Annotated in this window: 22 protein-coding genes and 1 pseudogene; 2 read left to right on the top strand and 21 right to left on the bottom strand. The window is 47.6% G+C overall.

From position 1 onward, the window contains the following. Positions 1–162 precede the first annotated feature (162 nt). The 6 genes and pseudogenes from P156_RS0100275 to P156_RS13690 form a co-directional block, all read right to left on the bottom strand. Positions 163–693, bottom strand: coding sequence for a GNAT family N-acetyltransferase (locus P156_RS0100275; protein WP_027868438.1), 531 nt, complete (start codon positions 691–693; stop codon positions 163–165). Beyond that, a pseudogene (locus tag P156_RS13025) lies at positions 690–1,303 on the bottom strand (arylamine N-acetyltransferase). Before P156_RS13025 ends, P156_RS0100275 begins: the two are co-directional and overlap by 4 nt. 175 nt (positions 1,304–1,478) lie before the next feature. Then, positions 1,479–1,973, bottom strand: a complete 495-nt coding sequence (locus tag P156_RS0100260; RefSeq protein WP_027868436.1) for a nitroreductase family protein — start codon at positions 1,971–1,973, stop codon at positions 1,479–1,481. A 108-nt stretch (positions 1,974–2,081) separates the two neighbouring features. After that, complete coding sequence (locus tag P156_RS0100255; RefSeq protein ID WP_027868435.1) at positions 2,082–2,795, bottom strand: DUF134 domain-containing protein; 714 nt, start codon at positions 2,793–2,795, stop codon at positions 2,082–2,084. Between the two features lie 183 nt (positions 2,796–2,978). Beyond that, a complete protein-coding gene (locus tag P156_RS13015) occupies positions 2,979–3,818 on the bottom strand; it encodes an FGGY-family carbohydrate kinase (protein WP_369770342.1) in 840 nt (279 codons plus the stop codon). Continuing rightward, positions 3,772–4,233: an FGGY family carbohydrate kinase gene (locus tag P156_RS13690; protein WP_051600427.1), complete on the bottom strand. Its 462-nt coding sequence runs from the start codon at positions 4,231–4,233 to the stop codon at positions 3,772–3,774. The genes P156_RS13015 and P156_RS13690 overlap by 47 nt, the downstream gene beginning before the upstream one ends. Positions 4,234–4,632: 399 nt before the next feature. On the opposite strand from P156_RS13690, the gene P156_RS10935 reads away from it, so the two are divergent. Beyond that, positions 4,633–4,938: a transposase gene (locus P156_RS10935; protein ID WP_034801954.1), complete on the top strand. Its 306-nt coding sequence runs from the start codon at positions 4,633–4,635 to the stop codon at positions 4,936–4,938. A gap of 11 nt (positions 4,939–4,949) precedes the next feature. Next, a complete protein-coding gene (locus tag P156_RS0100240; RefSeq protein ID WP_051600425.1) occupies positions 4,950–5,807 on the top strand; it encodes an IS3 family transposase in 858 nt (285 codons plus the stop codon). On the opposite strand, the gene P156_RS0100235 is transcribed toward P156_RS0100240, so the two are convergent. The 15 genes from P156_RS0100235 to P156_RS0100165 all read right to left on the bottom strand — a co-directional run bounded on the left by P156_RS0100235 (position 5,800) and on the right by P156_RS0100165 (position 22,078). After that, a complete protein-coding gene (locus P156_RS0100235; protein WP_027868433.1) occupies positions 5,800–8,661 on the bottom strand; it encodes a fibronectin type III domain-containing protein in 2,862 nt (953 codons plus the stop codon). The two genes, P156_RS0100240 and P156_RS0100235, sit on opposite strands and share 8 nt — an antisense overlap. An 820-nt stretch (positions 8,662–9,481) precedes the next feature. Then, positions 9,482–9,721, bottom strand: a complete 240-nt coding sequence (locus P156_RS0100230; protein ID WP_027868432.1) for a hypothetical protein — start codon at positions 9,719–9,721, stop codon at positions 9,482–9,484. A gap of 301 nt (positions 9,722–10,022) precedes the next feature. Beyond that, positions 10,023–10,757 (bottom strand): hypothetical protein, encoded by a 735-nt coding sequence (locus P156_RS12570; RefSeq protein ID WP_185752090.1) that lies wholly within the window; start codon positions 10,755–10,757, stop codon positions 10,023–10,025. 29 nt (positions 10,758–10,786) lie between these two features. After that, positions 10,787–12,037 carry an InlB B-repeat-containing protein gene (locus P156_RS12565; protein ID WP_185752089.1) on the bottom strand — a complete coding sequence of 417 codons (1,251 nt, stop codon included), beginning with the start codon at positions 12,035–12,037 and terminating at the stop codon, positions 10,787–10,789. Then, positions 11,988–12,347, bottom strand: coding sequence for a hypothetical protein (locus P156_RS0100215; protein WP_034801949.1), 360 nt, complete (start codon positions 12,345–12,347; stop codon positions 11,988–11,990). Before P156_RS0100215 ends, P156_RS12565 begins: the two co-directional genes overlap by 50 nt. A 229-nt stretch (positions 12,348–12,576) precedes the next feature. Beyond that, positions 12,577–13,500 (bottom strand): ketopantoate reductase family protein, encoded by a 924-nt coding sequence (locus P156_RS10925; protein ID WP_034801947.1) that lies wholly within the window; start codon positions 13,498–13,500, stop codon positions 12,577–12,579. Between the two features lie 122 nt (positions 13,501–13,622). After that, complete coding sequence (tnpB, locus tag P156_RS0100205) at positions 13,623–14,726, bottom strand: IS200/IS605 family element RNA-guided endonuclease TnpB (protein WP_034801944.1); 1,104 nt, start codon at positions 14,724–14,726, stop codon at positions 13,623–13,625. Positions 14,727–15,102: 376 nt separating this feature from the next. Next, positions 15,103–15,315 carry a hypothetical protein gene (locus P156_RS0100200; protein ID WP_185752088.1) on the bottom strand — a complete coding sequence of 71 codons (213 nt, stop codon included), beginning with the start codon at positions 15,313–15,315 and terminating at the stop codon, positions 15,103–15,105. A 5-nt stretch (positions 15,316–15,320) separates the two neighbouring features. Next, positions 15,321–16,139, bottom strand: coding sequence for a 4Fe-4S dicluster domain-containing protein (locus tag P156_RS0100195; protein ID WP_027868426.1), 819 nt, complete (start codon positions 16,137–16,139; stop codon positions 15,321–15,323). Between the two features lie 61 nt (positions 16,140–16,200). After that, complete coding sequence (locus tag P156_RS13220) at positions 16,201–16,365, bottom strand: hypothetical protein (RefSeq protein ID WP_185752227.1); 165 nt, start codon at positions 16,363–16,365, stop codon at positions 16,201–16,203. A gap of 3 nt (positions 16,366–16,368) precedes the next feature. Further along, on the bottom strand, positions 16,369–17,172 hold the full coding sequence (locus P156_RS10920; protein WP_051600422.1) for a Fic family protein: 804 nt from the start codon (positions 17,170–17,172) through the stop codon (positions 16,369–16,371). A gap of 83 nt (positions 17,173–17,255) precedes the next feature. Then, positions 17,256–18,893, bottom strand: a complete 1,638-nt coding sequence (rlmD, locus tag P156_RS10915) for a 23S rRNA (uracil(1939)-C(5))-methyltransferase RlmD (protein WP_051600420.1) — start codon at positions 18,891–18,893, stop codon at positions 17,256–17,258. A gap of 3 nt (positions 18,894–18,896) precedes the next feature. Next, a complete protein-coding gene (gene trpB / locus P156_RS0100180; RefSeq protein WP_027868425.1) occupies positions 18,897–20,156 on the bottom strand; it encodes a tryptophan synthase subunit beta in 1,260 nt (419 codons plus the stop codon). Between the two features lie 24 nt (positions 20,157–20,180). Beyond that, positions 20,181–21,011 carry a hypothetical protein gene (locus P156_RS0100175; protein WP_185752087.1) on the bottom strand — a complete coding sequence of 277 codons (831 nt, stop codon included), beginning with the start codon at positions 21,009–21,011 and terminating at the stop codon, positions 20,181–20,183. A gap of 374 nt (positions 21,012–21,385) precedes the next feature. Beyond that, positions 21,386–22,078 carry a V-type ATP synthase subunit D gene (locus P156_RS0100165; RefSeq protein WP_027868422.1) on the bottom strand — a complete coding sequence of 231 codons (693 nt, stop codon included), beginning with the start codon at positions 22,076–22,078 and terminating at the stop codon, positions 21,386–21,388. Between the last annotated feature and the right edge of the window lie 7 nt (positions 22,079–22,085).

Below are 22,085 nucleotides of genomic sequence, written 5' to 3'. Positions count from 1 at the left end.
ATATATAGTACCACAATTGCGGCAAACTTTCTATGAAACTTTCGCAGACACCCCACTCATTTCTTTACAGACTTCTCACCTTCTCATTTTCTGCTACGCCAAATCCCCCAGCCAAGTCAACCTCCGCACTGCGACTATCATACGGCACTTCACGAATTCATATCACTTCTGTTTTTCATAGATCCGTTTATCGTACAACTTCCCTTCGATCTCCAAAGCCTCTTCTTCCACGCGTACACACCTCATCCCGGCTTTCTCCATGATCCTTGCTGAGCCTATGTTATCGGCCGCACACCAAGCTCTCACACATGATATGCCCTCGTGCTCCATAAGAAACGTGATCACAGCGTTAACAGCTTCGCTTCCAAATCCCTTCCCCCAACAGTTACGCGCAATGCTCACACCGAGCTCGATACTGTCTGTATCCGGCTCGTAGTCATAAGCCCCTACCGTGCCGATCAGAATATCATCCCAGCAGATCGCCCAGCCATAAAATTTTTCTCTCTGATAGCCTGCAATAAAACGGCTGACCGTCTCCTCCGCCAATTCCCGTGTTGCATACGGATTCCAACCGGAATATTCGTACATCGCCGGATCCTGACCAAAATCACGGTACAGGGTATCCGCATCCTCAGGTTTATGCGGCCGAAGAAGCAACCTGTTTGTATTCAGTTCTGTTGTCCCATGCTTCATTCTGTTTCTTCCTTCATGTCATATTGCACCCTGGAATTCGTCAGCCCTGACAGCTGCTCCAAATGTATTCCAAATATTTCCCATAAGTCAGCCTTAAGATCATCATTGGTTTCTAATTTCCTTTCTTCCACCTTATTATCTGAAACGATCCTAAGCTGATCTTTGAAAATGGAAGCAGTTCCCTTATCTCGAATGCTCTCAACAATGATACCCTGGGTCACGGGACTCATCTTTGCCATGCATGCATAGTAATTCAAAGGGATAAAATCCACAACTTCCACAGGCTGCGGAACAAAGCTTACCAAAGACATCCTCTTGCTTCCATTGTACCCCTCAAGCAGGATGGTACTGCCCTTCTGATGCATGCTGTAAGAGTAATAATGGGGCGAAATAGCTGCCGGCTGCCAGTCAGAACCTTCCCTGAGTGCAACAGGTACCACCGGTGAAGGAAGGCCTAACCCTACATCCACATAATACTGTGAATCATCTAATGTGACAATAGCAGCAGATTGATCTCAAAGCATCCCCCACAGCCATGCTTGATGACGATTTTCTCAAAGATGTCTGGAATCGCCAGAGAAGGACAGCTTTGATTCCGATAAAAGTCCAGATTGCCATAAGGTATATGGGTCAGATTCTTCCAAATGAGTTCCTTTAGATTATCAAGGGTCGGCCTCCGACTACCATTCTTTCGATAATTTCTTGTCCAGGCGATCGATCATCTCTTCGATCATCTCAGATAATTCTCTAACGTGTTTTCACAAAACTGTAACCCTGTGACTTTTTCAGAACTCTGTTGCCTCTGGTTGTAGGCGCCGGTTGTAACCGATTGCAAGAATATTCAAAATCCGGTATTCCTCCGGAATATCCAAGAGTTCCCGCATCGCCTCCACCGCTGTTTTTCCTGTCCCGTCCGGCCCCATGCGTCCATCCATGTGGATCCAGTTGCAGCCAAGCCCGCGTTCTTCGCAGGCCAGCATAATGTAGGTTGAGACAACAGACAGGTCCTCCCTCCATAGTTGTGACTGCGCCCTATCGATAACAGGGATGATGGCCACGTTGCAGTAGATCAGAGGGCCAGCCCCCATGGACTTGCATTCGGAAAGCTGCCTGATCAGTGCTTTGTTCCGCACCACGACGAAGCGAACCGCATCTCCACCCCATCTGCATGGAGCGTAACCTGCGATTTCCAGAATCTCTTCCACCATTTGCTCAGGGACAGGTTCCGGCAGAAAGACAAAGGCATCTCTTCTGTTTTTCACTAATTCCAGTAAATCCATATGCTTACCTACTAAATTCCTTTTTACCACAGTATGCTCCCCTCGGCAACAATCGCGCCCAACACATCGTACTTTTCTTCTAAATATCCAGGCGAAAGCATCGGTATTCTAGTTGCAGCGTCCACTGTGGCCACAGGCATGATGCTCATGATCTCCGTGTCCGTGATGGTCGCATGTCGCTTCTCCGCTTTCAGGGAGTGTCCCCTCGATCAGACTCTGCACTGCAGCGTCAGCATCCCCCGATGCCCCCGCATATATAGTGATCCCGGCTTCAGCCAACGCGTTCTGTGCTCCGGGGCCTACCCCTCCGCATATAAGAGCATCTGCTCCCGCCGTCTTGAGAAATCCGGCCAATGCCCCGTGCCCATTTCCGTTGGTATCTATGATCTGATCATTTACGACCTTCCCCTCTTCTATATCAAACAGTTTGAACTGCTCTGTGCGTCCAAAATGCTGAAAAATATTCCCGTTATCATAGGTTACCGCTACTCTCATCGTTTTGTCTCCTTTTTGCATTACTTCTCCTATATCCTGCTGTGACAGACGATAACTGCCTCCTTCGATGCGGAGCATCTTACCAAGTACCAGAAAGTCCGCCAGTTTTTTCCTTGCGCTTTCATAAATGGCAGTAACAGTCGTGCGTGCTACTCCCATCTTTTCGGCACATTCCTCCTGTTTCAGACCTTCCTGATCGAGGAGTCGGATAGCCTCATACTCGTCGAGACTCATTATGATCGTTTCCTTTCCCTCCATATCCTGTGGAGCAAAGCTCCAGTGATCTGGGTATGTATCGATGCATCTGCATCTCTGTGGTCTTGGCATGGCAGCTCCTTTCTGACATATGTCAATAATATAATACAACGGTTTATGACATATGTCAACAACCTGTCGATACAAGCATTTCAGCATATAAAAAGCGACTGTTTATTCAACAGTCGTCTATGGCAAAGGACATGGGTTGTTCACACGACGGCCATGTTTGTAGCAGGTATTGTCCCCACAAAACTAGTGATCGGATTTCAGCCCGTGTCCGCACATGGTTATCAGACAGTCTGAAGTCTTGCCGAATCTCTCACAGTAATTCAGGTACGCTGCATAATTGGCGGCTGTTGTGTGCTCGATGTATATTCCCTTCTCGCATTCTTCAAGGTACGCGGCCAGAAGCGCTATTCCCCAGGCGCCTCCTTCTCCCGCTGTTTCCATAATTGCCACGGGGATGCCAAGTGCAGCAGCCAGTATTTCCTGTGCTACTCCTTTGGTTTTGAAGATCTCGCCATGACCCAGAATTCTTTCAATCTGAACATTTTCTTGTTTCATGAGCGTATCCATTCCGAGTTTCATAGCACCAAATGCAGTATATATCTGTACTCTCATGAAATTGGCGAGATCAAACAATGAGTCAGCAGGATGAATAAACATCGGACACCCTTCTGTAAGGCCTACACCATGCTCTCCGGAGTGGAAACAATATGACATCATTCCACCGCAGTCAGCGTCTCCCGTTGCTGCTTTTTCGAACAGCACTCTGTAGATGTCTCCTTTGTCACAAGTTACACCGAAAGCCCTGAGGCATTCATCAAACAACCCTACCCATGTATTGATCTCGGTTGAACAATTGTTGGAATGCGCCATTGCTACGAGCTTGCCTGCAGGCGTTGTGACAATATCCAAATTTTCATACACTTGTGTCAGATCTTTTTCTAAAACGACCATGGCAAATGCAGATGTTCCTGCAGAAATATTGCCAGTCTTCTCTCTTATGCTGTCTGTTGCAACCATTCCTGTACCGGCATCACCTTCAGGCGGGCACAGTTTTATTCCGGCCTGTAAGCTTCCAGTGGACATACCCTGAAAGGGTAGTAATGTAGTCCACTTTTCCGACATGCTCTTCATTATTGAGGATAGCCTGATATAAGTGGGCTATACTCCATCTCTGTGGAATATTGAATGAGAAAGCTTTTGTAAGTTTTCCTGCCACCTCACCGGTAATATTGTTTCTCCACGTCCTGAATGCTGTAAGAAGGTTCCCTTCCTTATCGAAAGGCATATATCCATGCATCATCCCGCTGATTCCTATGGCAGACAGACGCTCTATGCGGACATCATACTTTTGCAGAACTTTGCTCGCAAGATCACTGTAGCATTCCTGCAGACCATGCCATATTTCGTCCTCCCCGTATGTCCATATTCCTTCAACAAGATGGTTTTCCCAGTTGTGGCCTCCGGTTTCCAGTATGTTGCCCTGCCTGTCAATAAGCACCGCCCTGATCCTTGTAGATCCTAATTCTATGCCAAGTACTGTTTTTCCTGCCCTTCATCTCAAGAATTATAAGGATAAATGCATGTATAAAGCTCTCCGCAGTTCGGTCTGAACCTTTGGAGAGCTTTCTGTATGTAACGCGCTATGCGCTCATTTTACCGTTACCTTTATCCTGGCATATTTGCCGTCCTGACTATATGCATATATGTAAGTGGTTCCTTTCGCCTTTAGTCGCTACATGGATCATCTTGGATGTTGATACAACATTATTGTTCTCATCCAGTGATACAACAATAAACTTGTAGTACTTGCCCTTGACTTATTTGATCTTCTTGAGGTGTACCCCAAAAAGTAGAGTCTGCAAAGCATGGTATAATGCATGTAGATTGGAGGTACACCATGTCAAGAACAAATTACAGCAAACAGTTCAAATTGATGGTGGCAAAAGAAGCATTGCGGCCTGAAAACAAGAATCTGGAACATGTCATAGCCGACAAGTACGGAATCATGCCGTGGACTGTCATACGATGGCGTAATCATCTTGCTGAAGTTGGTGAAGATAAAGCCTTTCGAAAAGGGTTTACCAAATCAGATAAGAGGACCGATCGGGAAAAAGAGCTTGAAAAAGAGAACGCAGAGCTTCGTGAGGAGGTCGAAATACTAAAAAAAGCAGCGGCCTTCCTTGCAAATGTAAAGCGCGATTGAAATATCTTTTCATGCGTGAGCATAAACACGAGCACAGCATTGCGAGGATGGCCAGAGTACTAAAGGTGTCAGAGAGCGGATACTACAAATGGCGCAGACGAGTCGATGGGCCACTTACGGAGAAAGAGAAAGAAGACCTTAAGATCACAAAAGAGATATACGACATATACAGAGCTTCCAGAGGATCATACGGATCAAGAAAAGTAACCGTTATCCTGAATAAAGGTCGCAAAAAACGTGTCAACCATAAACGTGTCGAGAGGATCATGCAGGAGTGCGCTCTCTTTTCCAGGACATGCAGAAGGTTTGTCTGCACGACGGATTCAGACCATGACGAGCCAATCGCCGACAATCTTATCGACAGAGACTTCAGCGTTGATGCCCCGGATAAAAAGATGGTAAGTGATACAACAGTCATTGCTACGGAGCAGGGAGATCTGTATGTGGCCGGAATACTGGATCTGTATGGAAGGCTTCCCGTAGGGTTGGCAATGAGCGTGCATAACGATAGATTTCTGGTAATGGATGCATTAAAAGATATGCTTCTCAGAGGCTGTGGAAGTCCGGGATGCATCATACATTCGGACAGGGGTTCGACCTACTGTTCGAAGGAATACAGGAGAATGCTGAGCAGGCAGGGATTCATATGCAGCATGAGCCGTAAGGGAGATTGCTGGGACAATGCACCAATGGAAAGTTTCTGGGGTAAAATGAAGTCAGAATGGCTAAAGAAAAAATACAGAACAATCAACGAGGCAAAAGGTGATATATATGAATACGTGTGGCACTTTTATCCTCGTAAAAGGCCACACGAATCCATCAATTACTCAACCCCGTATGATTATTATCATAGGGGAGAAATCATATAGGAGTGACTCTACTTTTATGGGTACACTTCATCTTGCCGGTTTTGGTTTTACTGTACTTGCTGACAAGACCGTTGTGCTTTACGGCTCTTATCCGAACCTGATACTTCTTGCCTTTCTTCAGCTTTTTGATAACAAGTTTGGTACCAGAAGCCTTGAAAGTCTTCGTCTTCCATTTCTTTTTGCCTTTGATACGATACTGCACCTTATAGCTTGTTACATCGGTCGGCTTCTTGCCCTTCAGTTTCACAGTCAGCCTGCCCTTTCCGGCCTTTAAGCTCTTGATCACCGGCTTGGCAGGTGCGGTTCCGATCCTGCTGCTGGTCTTTACGGCGCTGTATTCTCCGAAATTGTGGCCGTCGAGCTCTTCGTGGTAACCCTCTGTTGCGCGAACCCTGACTTGATATATCTTGCCTTTCTCCAGATTCCTGAGAACGAGTTTGTTCGAAGTCGCTTTGAAGTTCTTGGTCTTCCATGCAGAGGAACCTTTGACCCTGTAGCTGACTTCATATCCCTTCACTCCGGAAGCTTTCTGGTCTTTGACAGTAATGGTCAGTGAGTTCTTGCCATCGACCAGGCTTTTGATCACAGCCTTGGCAGGTGAGATCAAAAATTCCATCTCATGAGATCCGGTATACTCCGTGTCATCCTTCTTAGCAGTCGCTGTGACTTTAGCAGTTCCGCACTTCGTATTGTTAGTGTACTTAAGAGTGTAATGTGCCGGAGAGATAACATTATCCGCAATATCGTAGACTTCTACCTTAGGTTTAAGGGCACTGCCGTTATATATGATTTCATCATCAAAAATAGCTAAGTTAGCGAGTCCCAGCTTCTGTACGGACAGTGGAACTACGGTAGTACCCGCGCCCGGTACTGTTACAAAGAGATTAGCACAGCCTATGGCTTTGGCTGTTACTCTTACTCTGAAAGGATCGCTTAGATCATTCTCGATATCGAAGTAATCAGATCCTCCGTCTGCAAGTTTCCACTCACAGTCGGACTGAACCAAATGTCCGTCATTGCCTTTGAACGATACTCTCAGTATAGTCTGATTAGCTCCATACAGATCAAGAGGCGTGTTCCCCGAGACTCTGATGCTGATATTCGGCTTCATGCGGCAGTATCCCTTGATTGGGAAATTATCAAAAGACATCACCTGAGCAGAACCACCGAACAGCTTATCCACAAGTGTTTCATCAGTATAGTCATACCATTTGCCGCCTGAATACATGTAGCTTTCGCCCTTGTTTACAACACCTTCAAGCCATGTGTCTTCACCTGTAGCTTTCGAGAAGGTCTCATTAAGCGCCATTGGCATGTTGACTGCATATTCACCATCAGGTATGGTCTGTGTCTGTACTATGGAATAGTACTGGCCCTTCTGGATAAGAACTGGTTCATCAAGGCTCATCTTGTGGAAACCACCATAAGTATACTCACCTTCTACCGTTCCCACCAGAATACCATCCGTCGGATCCTTGAACCCATCCGGGAGCAGATATACATCACTCACGACCTTGGTACCCGGATATGATGTCTGGCAGGACACTCCCTCGAGCGACTGGCACGCGCGGGCTTTGAAAACGTTGGACATTTTCGTCTCATCCTCTATAGCAGCAGCCTCTATATCATTAGCCGGCATATAATCATGTGCATCCACCCAGTATCCTTCATTATAGGACTGATTGTTCCTGTCAAATACGAGGGCCTCCGGTGTATCCAGTGTTTTATCATAATATGAAAGCCAGAAATAACCGGTGTGCTCACCATTCTCATTCTCAAGACCCCATCCCGGTCCTTTGTTCGGGAACTTTTCCTCTTCTGATCCCCAACTGTTCTTGACCAGCCACGCACCGTTCCCTTCCGGTTGATGACCTTCGATGAAATTCTCAGCAGGATAATTATCGTCCCATCCTACAATCGTGACAGCATGGTTGGCATATTCCTGCTCATCATAGGTATAATGAGCCCAGTGCGTGCTGATATATTGTCCGTCTCCGGCTTCCTGGCTCGGAAGTGAAGTGTCCGCACAGAATCCGATCGAAACAGCACGGTTATTCATCAGCATCTCTTTGATCGCATTAGTTCCCTCAGGATTATATGTATATTCGTTGGTTTCCGGATCAACCTGTGCAGGCGAAGGAAGCATATATGACTCTTTGAGTACGAAAGTCTGAAGGAATCTGTATTCCTCCGGAAGCGACCAGTCATCCTCATCATCATAAGAGTATTTCGTCAGCTTGCCATCGACCATTCTGTATTCAATAGAATGGTCTTTACCCATGTATTTCAGGGTATAATCTTCAGAATCATCGTTTTCTACAACAGGTCCAAGACCTGAGGCAAACATGTTGGTCGCCATGAATATCATGCCGCCCATATTCAATTTATCCGCGAGGGTCACATTGGCATTAGAATGGGAACCCTCACCATTCTGAGGATTGTCCGGATCATCGATAGCCTTGCTGACAAAGTACACAAGGTGCTTCTCCGAAAGATCAAGCGTATCTTTGGTATAGTCGCCCCGTACTTCCGGATCCGGAGAGCCAAGAATACTGCTTTCAGCAGCCGCTATCGCAGCAAATCCCCAGCAGGTTCCGAAAGGGTTCTGGAACTTGACCGGAGTCACCAGTCCTTGGTCACGCAGATCGAACCGTTCAGGAAAATCAGATGAAGAATTTCTCCTGAGCTTGACCTTGCTTGTCTTGTAATCGAACGGATCATCATAAGGATCCTGGATCTGCTCTCCGATCTGTTCCAGACAGTCTCGATCAGAGCTATCGGCAAATGCAACTACCGGCATCATTGTCAAAATCAAAACTACAGCCAGCAGTTCCGCGAATAACTTCTTTCTCATACCATGACCTCCTTGCCTTCGGGAAGTAAAAACATACTATTTGTGTTTTATTATATCATAAAGAAATAGAACTGATAATACCCGGCGCCGACAGCGGTATTATGATGACTGATTATGAGCGTCGAGCTATTAGCTCTTGTGCACCTATATGTTGATCTCCAATAGTCCTTTCGTAAAAACACCTTGGTTTTCCAAGGGATTGATGGCGGAGAGAGGGGGCTTATAACCCCCACTGAAAGTCGGAGATGGAACCCGCCGCCTACAGAGGCGGGGGACATCTGGCGCTCGTTATAATTGAAAAGTGATCAATTTCGTTATGATTAATAACGTGATCAGCAGTTAATGCATAATAAGTGTCTCTGGATTTATCTATAATGACACCGCTGGCTCCGGCACCATACCCAATACTGTTTTCGCTTATCTCGACAGGAATGATCAGGATGTTCGCACTTTTGACATCAGCTAGTTTTGCCTCCATATCAGAATAAATGCGATGCTTTGCCTGATAATCCATGACAGAAGGGATTACCCTATTATAATCACAGCTATAACTGCCGCAACCAATAGTACAATGATACTATATTTCTTTTTCAAATCAGCTTTTCCAAATCTTTGATACTATCATAATCTTCGATATTCACACCTAGGTTAACATAATCATTTGACTTTTACAGTTCCTGCACTTCCACCAGATTATTCTACTTCCAAATCTATCTCTACATGGCTATCGACTTTTTCCCCACGTAATAAAACTACCGTCTCAACGTGGCAAGAGTGGACATTATGAATGTCAAAATCGCCTTTCCCCGTTTGCCCAAACTTATCGTACGTTTTCCTCTGTGCTTGCGACGCCACCTCCGTTATAACCGATCACACGCCATGCGCTACCTGCATACCACACGGTCTGGGCACCATTCTTCCCGGCATCCTTACTCAAAGCATCGCTGCGCATCGCCATTGACGCAGGGCCTTCATTCGCCGCATATACCGGCACATTCATCTGCGGCACGAAACAAATCGTGACAGCGACTACCAGCAGCACTGTCAGGATCCGTGCCATCTGTTTCTTTTACTTCTGTTTCATATGCATTCTGTTCTACTCACTTTCGTTTGAATCGTCCGCCCTTCTCAGAACAAACTGTGTGTAGATGTGTCTCCTCAATTTCCATGTATGCCCATCGCTCATCTGTCATGATCTGACCTCTCTTGTTGTTTCCAATGACTGCCGGGAAGCGAGCACCCAGGTTCGCTTCAAAGGATCGAAAGCATCTGCGTCCGATTCTCCGGCAGTATGTATTTTTCCGCACTGCTATGCGAAACGGAATCAGGGTTCCTTTGCCTTATGCAAGCAGTTTTTCGGATCACTCGTTATAATCTGCCGGATCAACTGTGCCGATATTGGTGATCTTGGCATTCCCATCCAGGTCTTCATACACCGTAACGACCTGGATCCCATGAATCGTCTCTTCTGTCTGCAGCGTACTGAAGCAAAGAAAGGCATAATTCGTTCCGGCAACTACCTGTGTGCCAAGCAGCGCCATTGGTTCAAGTTCATTCCCATCAAGGTTTTCCACGGCTTTGTCAAAGACGTCTTTTGCATCCTGCGGAATCACAACGGAAAATCTGTCTTCCGCGACTTGCCAGCCACCGGCAAGCTGCTCCGCGCTGATCTCGGTGTTATTGTCATCCGTGTATTCCGTCAGGTCAAACTCTTTTATCTTTGTGATTTCTGCATTCCCCTCAAGGTCGGCATATACGACCACCATCTGATAGGATGTTTCAGGTTCTTTGGTTGTTGTGGTCGTCTCGCAAAGGATCATATAATTCGTTCCTGCCACGACCTGGCTTGCGACATAAGCAACTGGCTTCAATTCGCTGCCTGTGAATGTTTCAGCAGCTTTATCAAAGGCTGTCTGAACATCCTCAGGCAAGGCGTTCGCTTCATTATCGAAAAGATCCCAGCCACCGGACACCGATTCTTCAGCGCTCATTTCTGAAGATTCATCGGTCTGCACACTCTCATTCGATGATCCGCATGCTGTAATCATTGTGATCATAAAAAGTGCGAGCAATAATACTGATAGTTTCCTGAACATGTTCTTATTGACCCTCCTCTCTACTCTTATCACTTGACCTTGACTTTGAACGTAACTGTCTTAGTTCCTGATGCCTTGTAATTGGTGTTTCCTAATGCTTTGACTTTCACCTTCACCTTGTAGGTACCCTTCTTCATTTTGCTGTTCTTCTTGATGGTCACCTTTCCGGTGGTCTTGCTGATCTTGAAGTACTTCTTGAAAGACTTGCTTCCCTTCTTGGCTGAGACAAGAGTATAGGTCTTCTTGTCATTCAGCTTCTTTGTGAACTTGATCACTTTGGTGACGGCCAGAGTCTGTGTCTTTTTCTTCAGTTTGCTGTATTTGACTTTAGCAGCTTTTGGCTTGATCGTCAGTGGGTTTGCAGCCTTATTAATCGTAACAGTGATTGTCTTAGATGCAGCCTTATAATTCGAAGTGGCAGATGCGCTGATCGTGATCTTCGCAGTACCCGCTCCTTTGATCGTTACCTTTCCGGTGCTGCTTACTGTTGCTACTTTGGTATTGCTTGACTTGTATGTAAGCGTTCCGTCTCCGTTTGTTTTCGCGCCAAGGCTGAAGGCTGCATTGCCGTAGGTCTTCGTGACATTGGAGGCGGTGATGGTCTGCGCGGCAGGTTGTGGCTGCGGCTCACTATTTTCTTTCCACTGCGCTGTCACCGTCTGGTTTGATGTGATGTTGCTGAAGTCTTCCGGATCCCAACCGTCGAAGGTGAATCCGTCTCTTGTTGGAACATCCGGTGCTGTCGCTGCCTGTCCCTTATCAACGGTCACCTGCTTGTCAGCCGTTGTTCCGTCTGTCCAGGTACCGCCTGCTGCCTTGAATGTAACGGTGAATGTCTTGACTGGAGGTTCAGTGACTGTCAAGTTGATTGTCCTGAAAGCGCTGGAATAATCGGTCTCATAATTATCATTGATCTCTTCGTAGAAGACGTGCAGTTTATACTCTCCTGCAGCAAGCCCTGTTGGAATAGAGACATTCTTTGTGTCAGTATTGTTCGCTCTATCAATGTAACCGTAATACAGTGCATTATCTTCACTGTCTGCCAGTATCACAGACACGTAATCCTTCTCCGTGGGTGCAGGTGCAATTGAATACGGATCATCTCCCTCAAATCTATAATTTACCGGAACACTCCAGGATTCATACCCTTCTTTGGCAGAAAGGACAGCGCCGGTTGCCGCACTGGCCTTAAAATTATCCCGGCTGCTGTCATGCACAGTCAGCTTCCATTCACCAGCGGAGTTGGCCGAAACCGGTGCTGTACGGTTCCTGGCAAACATATTCATTTACACCAAGCGTGCGGCTTTCGATCGCGCTTTGCTCCTGATTGCTGAACAGAGAACTGTACATACCATCCACAACACTTTTCAGATTAGAATCTTTGTAATCATTGTTATTGTTTGTACTCGGATTGAAATGTACACCAGATGTCAGATTGTCCGCTGCAAACAGTGTCATCGTATTGTTGCTTTCTATATAAGAATTCCCGGTATTCTTATATTTGATCACGCACCAGGCGACCGGATCTCCTTCGTTCACCCCATAATAGACTGTTTGTGCGTTGTCCGTGTTGGCGCCTGTTTCCAGCACACCTGTGCCAAACTCTAATCCGGGATTTTTTTTCCGATGCAAACACCGTCCCCGCGCTCATCGGCATCATGGCAAACACCATCAGCACTGCCACCAGTATCGGTAATAATCTTTTCTTCGATGTCATCTCACGACCGCCGTACTAAAAATAGCCGCAAAGTTACGTGGCAGACTTTTCTGTCACAATCTTTCCGGCTAAGATCTCATCTGCCTTGTTACAGATAGTTTATCATGTTAACGCAGAAAAAGAAACTGGAATTTTTCTTCCTCTCTTATGTTCCTCAATGTATCCGTAAAACTGTTCATGCAGCTGCTGCATTTCATCCGGCGCCTTCATGGAATGCTGATACATGAAGCGGTCGCCGAAACGACTTCTGAAAACGAAACCGAGAACAACAGCAATGATTCCCACAGGGAGAACGGTAAACACTCTCATCTTCGGAGGGGAAAGTTTCAGTCCCATGTGTGCAATATCCTCAAAGTTTTTCTTGATTTGCACTGCCGTTTTCTTCATAAGCACTTTGTCATTTCCTGCGTGCTTCGGATCCTTTGTCTCATAATATGCATCTGCAATCGGCACAACCATAGCCAGATGACAGATTTGCCAGATATGCATATCATCAACAATCTGGCAGGGAATTCCAGCTTTTCTGAAAGAATAAGCCAAAATCGTTTCCCGGCCATCTGCTCTTCCGATAGTAGTCGGTTGAATGAGTCTCGGAGTCAATGATGCATTCAGAATATTCCCCTCAAAACCTCCGCCGGCTCCGGGAAACGCAGGAAGAATTCGTCCCTTTCCGCAAACATCTTCCCACTTATCATAAGTATCGAGGGAATTCACCATTGTTACTATGGTCGGACTGGTATTATATTTCAACTCTTCTAGAGCAGTATATATCTGATTTTCCCGTACTGCGAGAATGATGTAATCGTATCTGTCATTTGCTTCAAGCCGGGAAAGCACTGTCACCTCTGCAGTTTTAATCTCCTTACCTGCTCTATATTGCAAACCCAGTTCCTGTATACTTTTCAGACGATTTCCTCTGACGTAGACCGTAACACTCTCTCCTGCCTCAGAAAGAAGTGCGGCATAAAGGCTTCCAATCACGCCCGGACCTTGAACGCTCCCACCACTTAATACACTGACGCGTATTTGAAGTGGGGGATTCCTGCTTCATCGAGAACTGCAGGTTCCCTTGGGAACTCCGTCTTACAATCTCTCCACAGGCTTTACTTCCCGTGCGACCCACGGTACGATATTTCGTCCCAGAGGCTCTATGCCGCCAGGATCTCCTTCCCTTTCTTCAGTATATTGATCGCTGCATTCACATCTCTGTCATGCAGCGCTCCACACACCGGGCACTTCCATCTCCTGACCGAAAGATCCTTGACCCCCGTGTTTCTCTTTCCACAGCATGAACATTGCTGGCTTGACGGGAATGTCCGCGGTACCTTCACCAGTACCCCGCCATGATCTGCCAGCTTGTATTCCAGCATCCGGTAGAACTCCCCCCACGACGCGTCTCCGATGGACCTGGCGAGCCTGTGGTTTTTCATCATCCCTTTTACATTCAGATCCTCTACGCAGACGACTTGGTTCTCGTTCGCCAGCCGACAGGTCTCCTTATGCAAATAGTCTCTTCTGATGTCTGCTACCTTCTCCTGTTCTCTCGCAAGTTTCTTCCTTGCCTTCTCCCGGTTCTTCGATCCTCTCTTCTTTCTCGACAGCTTCTTCGCAAGTCTTGCGATCTTCTTCTCGTGCTTCTTCTGTGTCCTTGGGTTCGGAACGCTCTTCCCGGATGAATCAGTATACAGGACCGTCAGCCCAGCATCCAGCCCCGTTTCTCCTCCTTTGTTCGGAAGCACTTCTGCCTCCTCCTCTACCTGCAGCGTGATGTAATACCTCCCGCTGGCTGTCATGGATACCGTGGCCGACAGGATCCTTCCGTCAAAGACTCTTGTATTTCGGATCTTAACGTCTCCCGCTTTCGGTACCCGGATCCGGTCTCCTCCGATCCGGATGCTGCCATTTACATTCATCGTTCGGTAACTCTGAGCATGCCGTTTGCTTTTGAACTTCGGATACCCTCCTCGCTTCTGAAAAAAGTTCTCATATGCTTGTTCCAGGTGTCTCAGGGCTTGCTGCAGCGCGATGCTGTCAGCTTCTTTCAGCCATGGTGCCTCCTTTTTCAGGTGATGGGACAGATCTCTGCTTTCTTCTGTGTATTTCAGCGTGTCATGACACTCCTCCCAAAACGTTTTCTTCTGTTCAAGATAGTAGTTATATACAAAACGACAGGCCCCAAAGGTCCGTGCGAAGAACGCCTGCTGTTTCCGGTCTGGATATGCGCGATACCGGTATCCTCTGATACGCTTCATGATACACCTCCGAACGTATGTTCTTATCGTATCACATGTCATCCTTTTATGCAATATCGAAACAAGAAGTTCCTGGCATTTTACTCAGAAATGGCTCTCCTGCAGAGCGACACTCGAGGGTATAGCCGTATAGCATTCTTTGGCCCATACCGAACGATTCATCCCTACACTTGCAGAAGTGGGGGTTTTCTCGTTAAGCTTTTAGATAAATCAAATATTTCGTAATATCACCTTCTTATATGCGAACATCTTGTATAAACCATGCAAATCCTGATTTATGAGTCTAAATCAAATGTATATACTTGTGTGCTCTCCAACTATTCTATATCTAGATCAATATCAACATAACCATTAATCTTTTCTCTACGTAAAAGAACTACCGTCTCGACTGTTGTCCGCCTGAGCAACCGAATTTCATAATATCCGCTTTCACATTCAGTTTCACGTAGAAAGCCGCTTTTCGGTTGCTCACGCGTTCAAGAGGGACAGCGACTTCCACATACCCCGAGACACCATTATGGATGTCACCCGTATGAGGGAACATTTCCACAATTTCGTCTGTATGCGGAAACATTTCTACAGTTTCCATTTTAGCTATAATGCATCTTTAGGACAGTTTTTTACACATTCCATACAAAGTATGCACTCTGTGCCGTTCAACCGCTTTCTGCTGTTATCTGTTACATCGACATTCATTGGACATACTTTTTTGCACTTTCCACAGGAAATACACTTGTCTTTATCACATTTAATGCGCAGCAGGGAGAAGTAACTCATTGGTTTCAAAAAAACAGTAATCGGGCAGATGTATTTACAAAAAGCCCGGTTGTCCTTAAATGCATAGGCCAGGATTATACCTATTGCATAATAAATTACGTTTCCTGCTATAAATGCCCAGAACATAATTCTCTCTATATTTCCGACTTTTGCAAGGAATAAGGCTTCAACAAAGATCAGAGAGACTGCAAAAGTTATATATCTGATCCATCCGATTTTCTTCCTTGGTTCTTTCGGAACTTTATATGGCAGAAAATCCAGTACCATTGCTGTCCAGCAGGCATATCCGCACCATCCTCTGCCAAACACCAATGGTCCGAATATTTTTGCTACGGCATAGTGTATTGTTGCTGCTTCAAATACACCTGTAAACAAATAGTACCAGAAGCCCTCAATCTGCATATTTTCATTACAGATGAGTCCAAGATATATAAGCATGTACAAACCGACAAGAAGCTGCACGATACGGCGGGCATACTTATGCTTCCTGATAAACAGGAAAACCCCGAGAGATATGGACAGACCGATATAACTGAAATTGAAAAGATAAAAAATATTATCTTTTGTCAGCCATAACGTCACTGCCACGGTTTCAAATATTGCCAGTATCAGCACCGGCATCAAATATTTTTTCAATCAATAGTTCCTCCAATATGCTTTTTCATCCAGTCGTAATGTTTTTCATCCAAATCAGCATTTATTTGGACGAAAAATATTTGCTGTCAGCACGAACGTAAAATGTACTTCTTCCGGATCCTTCCCGAATGATAAGTCCTTCTTCAGCAAGTCTCTTAAAGGCTGCAAGGGCTGAGGACCTTCCTATGCTTGGACAATGAGCTACAGCCTCTCTTGTTTTAATCATTTTTTAGTTTCTCCTGAATAAGTATTTCCCTTTTCCTTTTCCCTTCATAGGATATATTACTCCCCAATCCAGCATCTTTTTAATCAATGCAGACGCCGGAGAAGCCGTTATGGATAACTCACTCATCACTTCGGTACGTCCAAAAAACTGATCATACCCGAATCGCTCGAACAAAACCTGAATATGCTGTTCTTTTTTTTGAATATCCTGTTTTTGGCCTTGAATGTCCTGTTTTCGATCCTGAATGTCCTGTTTTTGCATTTTCCATCGAACATGCATATAACGATTCTTCAATTCGTTAGACTCTCCAAGCAGGAGATTTCTTAAAAAAAGTTCCAAATACTCCGTAGTGACATCAAATCCCATAGATCTAAGATACTTAATGAAAAACACTGCTGTTATTCTGGTATTTCCTTCCCAAAATGCATGTATTTGCCAGAGTCTTGATACAAACCTGGCCAGATGAGGAATTATATCTGAAATACTGTTCAGCGGATATTCATACTCATTCTCAGTCCTGATATCATATTCCAGCATGGGAGTAGATTCCTTTAAACAGCCTTCTGTGAATTCCGATATACTGAGGCACTGAAAAAATAAACGCCTTTCTGAAAGGATAGCGGCTATACGAGCTGAAACAATATCCGCTTCTTTCGTCCTGTCTGCGTCCCTCTCTTTTGATTCCTCATAATAACTCTCTATGAGTCTACCGGCTTCCGAAAGCGTAATCTCGCCCTCAATATTTTGTTTTGCAATATTTTTCAGATAATCAGAAGTATCAAGGCCATCGACTGCCTGAAGCCCCATTGCAGTATACCAGGCATATCCCAGTTCACGTTTGGATGGTTCTGATTGCCTAATATATTCCTCAAAAGGATCCTTTTTTTATATCATCCATCCGCTTCACCGCCTTTCGAGTCTTTAATTCGATAGTAATCCTCCATCTTCACGTTCAGTTTCACATGGGAATCTGCTTTTCGGTTGCTCACCCTGCGCAAAAGCACACAGCTTTCGACATGCCCCACCCAGGGGAACATGTCTACCGGTGTCGCTTCCCTGAATCGGTATCCGTTCGCGCCAAGGAATTTCACATCCCTTGCCAGAGTAGCGGGATCACAGGACACGTAGACGATGCGATCTGGAGCAGCCTTTACCACCGCCGCCAACAGCCTCTCATCGCAGCCTGCACGGGGAGGATCCAGGATCACCACATCTGCATGCTCCACCCGCAGAGATTCGTCCTCCAGGACCTTTCTCAACCCGATGGCCATTTCCGGCAGTTCCTCAGGACTCACCTCGCCCATCAGTGCAGGGAGTACATGCTCCGCCTTCCCTTCCACATAGCGGGCATTCACGATTCTGTTCAGCACTGCATTCCGGTTTGCGTCCAGGACCGCACTTTTCACTGACTCAATCCCCAGAACTCTGGTGCTCCCAAACTGCTCCGGCGCCCGCTCCCGAAGTTCATTCAACATCCACAGGCCGATGGTACCTGCTCCACAGTACAGATCCAGCACGGTCTCTCCGCCCGAGAGATCTGCGTATTCCGTAGCTTTGTTATACAAGACCATCATCTGCTCTGGATTCACTTGAAAGAAGGACAGCGGTGAGATCTCAAACTCCATCCCTCCCAGAGCTTCGCTTATTACCGGCCGTCCGGCCAGCACCTCGGTCTTGTCCCCGTAGATGCTCCCAGCTCCAACCGGGGTTTTGTTAATATTCAGCACTACACTCTCCAGGCTGAAAGGCGGCTCCTGTGGATCCCCCTCCCCTTCCGGCCAGGGAATCGCTGCGATAGCATCGTCCAGCATGGAAATCAGCTTGGCGGCATTGGGGATCCCTCCACCGCTGGTCACCAGGATCACCATGACTTCTCCGGTGCCGAAGGCGGTTCTTACCACCATATGACGCAGCAACCCCTTCTCCCATTTGGGGTCGAAGGCGGTGATATGATCTTCCTCCATGAATCGGCGCAGGGCCTCTGCTGCTGCAATCGCCGGTTCCGCCTGCAACACGCAGTCCTGGCAGTCCACCACATCGTGGGATCTGCCCCGGAAGAACCCGACCTCTGGAACACCGATAGGCTCTACGATGCCTCCTTTCCGAGTGATGATGCCACCGGTGGACACAGGCATGGAGGCTTTATTCCTGTAGCGGTAGGGTTCATCCATACCAACGATAGGCCGGAGCACCGGTTCCTCTACGCCGCCCAGCCGCACCAGTGCATCCCGGACGTGCTTCTCCTTCAGTGCCAGCTGGCCCTCATAGGTCAGCGACTGGAACATGCATCCGCCACACTCCCCGTTATACATACAGAAGGGTGCCTGCCTGTCCGGAGAGGGAATGTCCACGTCCAGCAAGCTGGCAAAGGCATAGCGTTTCTTCAGTTTTGTGAGCTTACAGGTGACCACATCCCCCGGCACCGCCCCCCGCACAAAGACCGCTCTGCCGTCCTCTGCACGACCTACGCCTTGCCCCTGTACTGTCATATCTTCTATCTTGATGGTGATGATCGATCCTTTCTCCATACTCTATCTTTCCTTCCGGCGCTCTTCCATCTTCTTCAAAAACTCATCTCCGTAGCCATAGTGCTCTACAATATAATCCATGTCCTTGTCACCGCGGCCGGAAAGGTTCACCAGGATGGATCCGGTCACGCCAGTCCGTCCCACCTTGATGGCATGGGCAAGTGCATGGGAGCTCTCGATAGCCGGGATAATTCCCTCGTTTCTGGATAACAGGAACAGTGCCTCCATGGCTTCTTCGTCGTCGATAGTGGTGTAACGTACCCGCCCCATATCGTGGAGCATGGCGTGCTCCGGCCCCACTGCTGGATAGTCCAGACCGCTGGCGTTGGAGTATACGGGAGCAGGCTCGCCTTCTTCGTCAGCCAGCATGATGCTGTTGAATCCATGCATCACGCCTTCCCTGCCGTAGGTCAACGTGGAAGCATGATCCCCCAGATGTGGACCCCGGCCCAGAGGCTCTACTCCTACCAGTTCCACAGGATCTGCCAGGAAAGGTGTGAACATGCCGATGGAGTTGGAGCCGCCCCCAACACAGGCCACCACTTGGTCCGGCAGGTGCCCTGTCTGTTCCAGGAACTGCTCCCTTGCCTCCTGGCCGATAACATACTGGAAATCTCTCACCATCAATGGGAAGGGATGGGGACCTGCCGCAGTGCCGATGCAGTAGATGGCGTCCTTGTATTCCTTGGAATAGGCGACAAAAGCAGCGTCCACCGCCTCCTTCAGTGTCCTGAGCCCGAATTTTACCGGGATCACGTTGGCGCCCAGCATCTTCATACGGGTCACGTTAGGGGCCTGTTTGGCGATGTCCACCTCTCCCATGTAGATGTCACACTCCAGACCGAAGTAAGCGGCTGCGGTGGCCAGAGCCACACCGTGCTGCCCCGCTCCGGTCTCCGCGATAAGTTTCTTCTTGCCCATGAACTTGGCAAGCAAACCCTCGCCCATACAGTGGTTTAGCTTGTGAGCACCGGTATGGTTCAGGTCTTCTCGCTTCAGATAGATCTGTGTCCGTCCGAGCAGGTTGGACAGATTCTGGCAGTGGTACACCGGTGTGGGTCTTCCCTGAAAATCCCGACGGATCCTCCTCAGCTCGTTGATGAACTGGGCAGACTGTGCGATGGTATTGTAGCCTTCCGCATACTCGTTGAAGGCTTTGTTCAACTCAGGATCCTCCAGATAGTTGCCGCCGTATCGTCCAAAATAACCGTCCCCAGTGGGATATTCTTTCATATAGTTGTCGTAGTCTCTGTATTTGTTCATATGCTGCCTTTCTCTCTTTCTTTCTCATCCGATGCCATAGAACCGCTGCTCCACAAGCTGCGCGAGTTTGGCGATGGCAAAGGAGTCTGTGTTCCCATATACATCATCGCTGGACACGAAGTAATTGACACCAAGCACGTATCCCTCTCGCAGATAGTACCGGCACTTGGTGGCAAACCCGTTGCAGTAGCCAGGATCCTTGATGCATCCCAGGTGCTCGATCAGGATGAAGGAGCCGTCATAGCACTGGATCTGAAAATCTGGTGCCTTATACACTGTTCTCCCCACATCGTCCTGCAACTCGATCAGCGGCTCGTACCGAAACGGGATACCCAGACTGTAGAGCAGGTTGTACCAGATCACCTCACCCTTTGATCTGACCGGTGTCCCATCACAGGCCACATGGGTCTTTTTCTCCTCGTTGAAGGTATTCTTCCGATACTCTGCCCTCGCCCAGGCCTTCAGCTGCTCCATCCTCTCATCCACGAAACCATCCATCAGAAGTCCCCTGCACGTTTCCGGCAGTCTGGCGTTGATCACTGGGATAGAATCCTCCAGAATGTTCTGCTTGAGCTCTTCTAACGCCTGGTTATTGTTCTCGAGGAGCTTGATCCGCTCGATCTTGCAGATGTCCCGCACAAAGCTTCTGACCTCGGCCGCATTGGCTTTCCCCAAACACTTCCGAACTCTTTTGCCGTTTTCTTTGTAGGCCAAGTAGAAGTATGTGTTCTTTCCATGGGTCTGCTTCTCCAATCTCCCGGTCAACTCTCTTGGCAGGTCCACTCTCGTAGAATCGATGATGCTCTGATTTCGCCTGATTTCGTCGTTTACACACTTCATCAATGATTGGCTCATTGTGATCGTCCCCCTTTCCAAATCGTTGATTTTCCGATTATGGCAAATCCAGCTATTCTTATGGCACTGCCATAAACATACATCGTTCTGCCATAAGAAAAACCCCAAAATCGTCAAATCCTTATGGCAAATCCGGCTATACTTATGGCACTGCCATAAGTATACGCAATTCTGCCATAATCCCTTAAGCTCAGCCTGCCCCCTTCTGCACAAAGCCATCAGCCCCGCAAACACGGGTGGTATAATCCACTATAATTTGGTAAAGTGATTCCGTCAAGCGGTTTTTTATATAAATCACGGGGCTGCGATCATTTCGCAACCCCGCTTCTGGCGGACCAAACGGCCCTGCCAAGATGACAGGGCCGTTCCTTCTCTCATGTCTGCGCATACTGCGCTCTGGCTGCTTCCTCCTTCTCACGCCGCTCGATGATTGCTTGCTCCAGCATCATGTCCTTCACCTTGATCAGGCGGGTCTGGTTGCCGCGTTCGTTCTCGTCCAGTTTCATCTGGATGTAGCGGATGGTGATCTCCAGACGGGGAATCATCACGTACTCCAGCGCGTTGACACGCCGACGGGTCTTTTCCAGTTCCGCTGCCAGCAGGGATGTCTCCTTCTCCTTGGCGGCCAGATCCAGCAACATGGGGAACACGTCCGAAAGATCCGCCACGGCTTTGTCCAGGTTTCCGCTGGTGCGGGCAAACCCGTACGGGATAATATCACCGGTGTCTTTCGCCGTGGTCTGGAATTCGAACACGGGCACATCCACACTCATGATGTTCTTGGATCCCACAGAGAGTTCCACGCCCTGCTTCGGATACATCAGGGACTCCTCCATGACCTCCTGGGACATGATGGCGGCGGCGATGGTAAAGTTCTTATAGACTCTGTCCAGCGCTTTCTCTACCTCCTGTCGCAGCCGGCCATTCTCTCGGGCCAGTTCTAGGAATTCTTTCATGAGCTCGTCCCTCTTGTCCTCCAGAAGTTTGTGGCCACGGACGGCGGTCTTGAGGCGCTTCTTCAGGGAAGTCAGCATCATCCGGGTAGGATTGACATTCATTCGTTCCATAGAATCA

The sequence above is a fragment of the Eubacterium sp. AB3007 genome, from assembly GCF_000688015.1.
Classification (GTDB): Bacteria; Bacillota; Clostridia; order Peptostreptococcales; family Anaerovoracaceae; genus Aminicella.
This window is presented reverse-complemented; position numbering and strand designations above follow the sequence as displayed.